Origin of the sequence: Micromonospora chokoriensis, assembly GCF_000718555.1 — a bacterium.
GTDB classification, from domain to species: domain Bacteria; phylum Actinomycetota; class Actinomycetes; order Mycobacteriales; family Micromonosporaceae; genus Micromonospora; species Micromonospora chokoriensis_B.
In genome coordinates, this window is the sequence record NZ_JOAN01000043.1 from 1 (window position 1) to 1,441 (window position 1,441).

1 protein-coding gene is annotated in these 1,441 nt (G+C 66.2%); it reads left to right on the forward strand.

Going from position 1 to position 1,441, the window contains the following annotated elements:
* Nucleotides 1–69: 69 nt before the first annotated feature.
* Nucleotides 70–1,311 carry an IS701 family transposase gene (locus IF46_RS0131960; RefSeq protein ID WP_157563739.1) on the forward strand — a complete coding sequence of 414 codons (1,242 nt, stop codon included), beginning with the start codon at nucleotides 70–72 and terminating at the stop codon, nucleotides 1,309–1,311.
* Nucleotides 1,312–1,441: the final 130 nt, after the last annotated feature.

The following is a 1,441-nucleotide window of genomic DNA, read 5'->3' on the forward strand; positions in this document are numbered from 1 at the left end:
CCTAGTAGCGCTTTGTTAGGTCGGCGTGTCGTGGGGTCATCGGGGCGGTCTGAGTAGTTCGATGTTGCGGTGACCCCTGACGAGCTTTCGGTTGTGCGGCAACGGCTTGAAGTGTTCGCCGTGGATGTGTTCACCCCGATGGTGCGCTCGGATCAGCGGGCCAAGGGCGAGACGTATCTGCGAGGGCTGCTGCTGGACGGACGGCGGAAGTCGATGCAGCCGATGGCGGATCGGCTTGGGGTGGATCATCAGGGGCTGCAACAGTTCGTAACGACCTCGACGTGGGACACGACGGCGGTGCGGATGCGGTTGGCCCGCCGGGCGGTCGAGGTGGTCGGGCCGGTGGCGTGGGTGGTCGATGACACCGGTTTCCCGAAGGATGGCAAGAGTTCGCCGGGCGTGGCCAGGCAGTACTCGGGCACGTTGGGCAAGGTCGCGAACTGCCAGATCGGGGTGAGTGTCCACGCGGTCACCGACGCCGCGTCGTGTCCGCTGGATTGGCGGTTGTTCTTGCCGACGTCGTGGGACGACCAGGCTGTTGACGAGGCTGACCGCCCTGAGGTGGTCGCTCGCCGGGCCCGGTGCGGGATACCTGCCGATGAGCATCATCGGCCGAAGTGGTTGATGGTCGTGGAGATGCTCGATGAGCTGGCCGAGCATGGACTGCGCCCGCCGTTGCTGGCCGCCGACGCCGGCTACGGCGATAACAGCCAGTTCCGCAGCGCTCTGGACGAGCGGTCCATCGACTACATCGTGCAGGTCAAAGGCGACGCCCTTGCCCACACATCAGACGTGCAGCCGGTGGCGCGGGTCTGGTCTGGGCGGGGCCGCCCACCGACACGCACCGACCCGCGCTACCCGAAGACCGCGGTCAGCCTGGTCGAGCACATTCGCGCCGCCGGACGCGCCGCCACGGAAACGATCACCTGGCGGGAGGGCTCGAAGGGCACGATGAGCTCCCGATTCATCTTCCTACGAGTACGCCCGGCCGGACACCGCGTCGCCCGCGACCTCGACGGGCTCCTGCCCGAACGGTGGCTGATCGCCCAATGGCCCGACGACCAACCTGAGCCGGTCAAGTACTGGCTGTCCAGCCTGCCCGCAACCACCAGCCACACCGACCTGATCCGCTACGGCAAGATCCGCTGGCGCATCGAACACGACTACCGCGAACTCAAGACCGGCCTCGGTCTGGACCACTTCGAAGGCCGCTCCTTCATCGGCTGGCACCGCCACGTCACCCTCGCCACTGCCGCGCACCTGTTCATCACCGAACTGCGCCTGGACCCAAAAGCGGCTGCGCCGGCCTGACCCTTTATGCGGTCATCCGCGAGCTGCAACGACTCCTCGCGACCTGGACCGGCGCCTGCATCACCTGCCACCAACCCGTGAAACCGTTACACCGCAACAAACGCCACAGAACCTAACAAAGCACTACTAG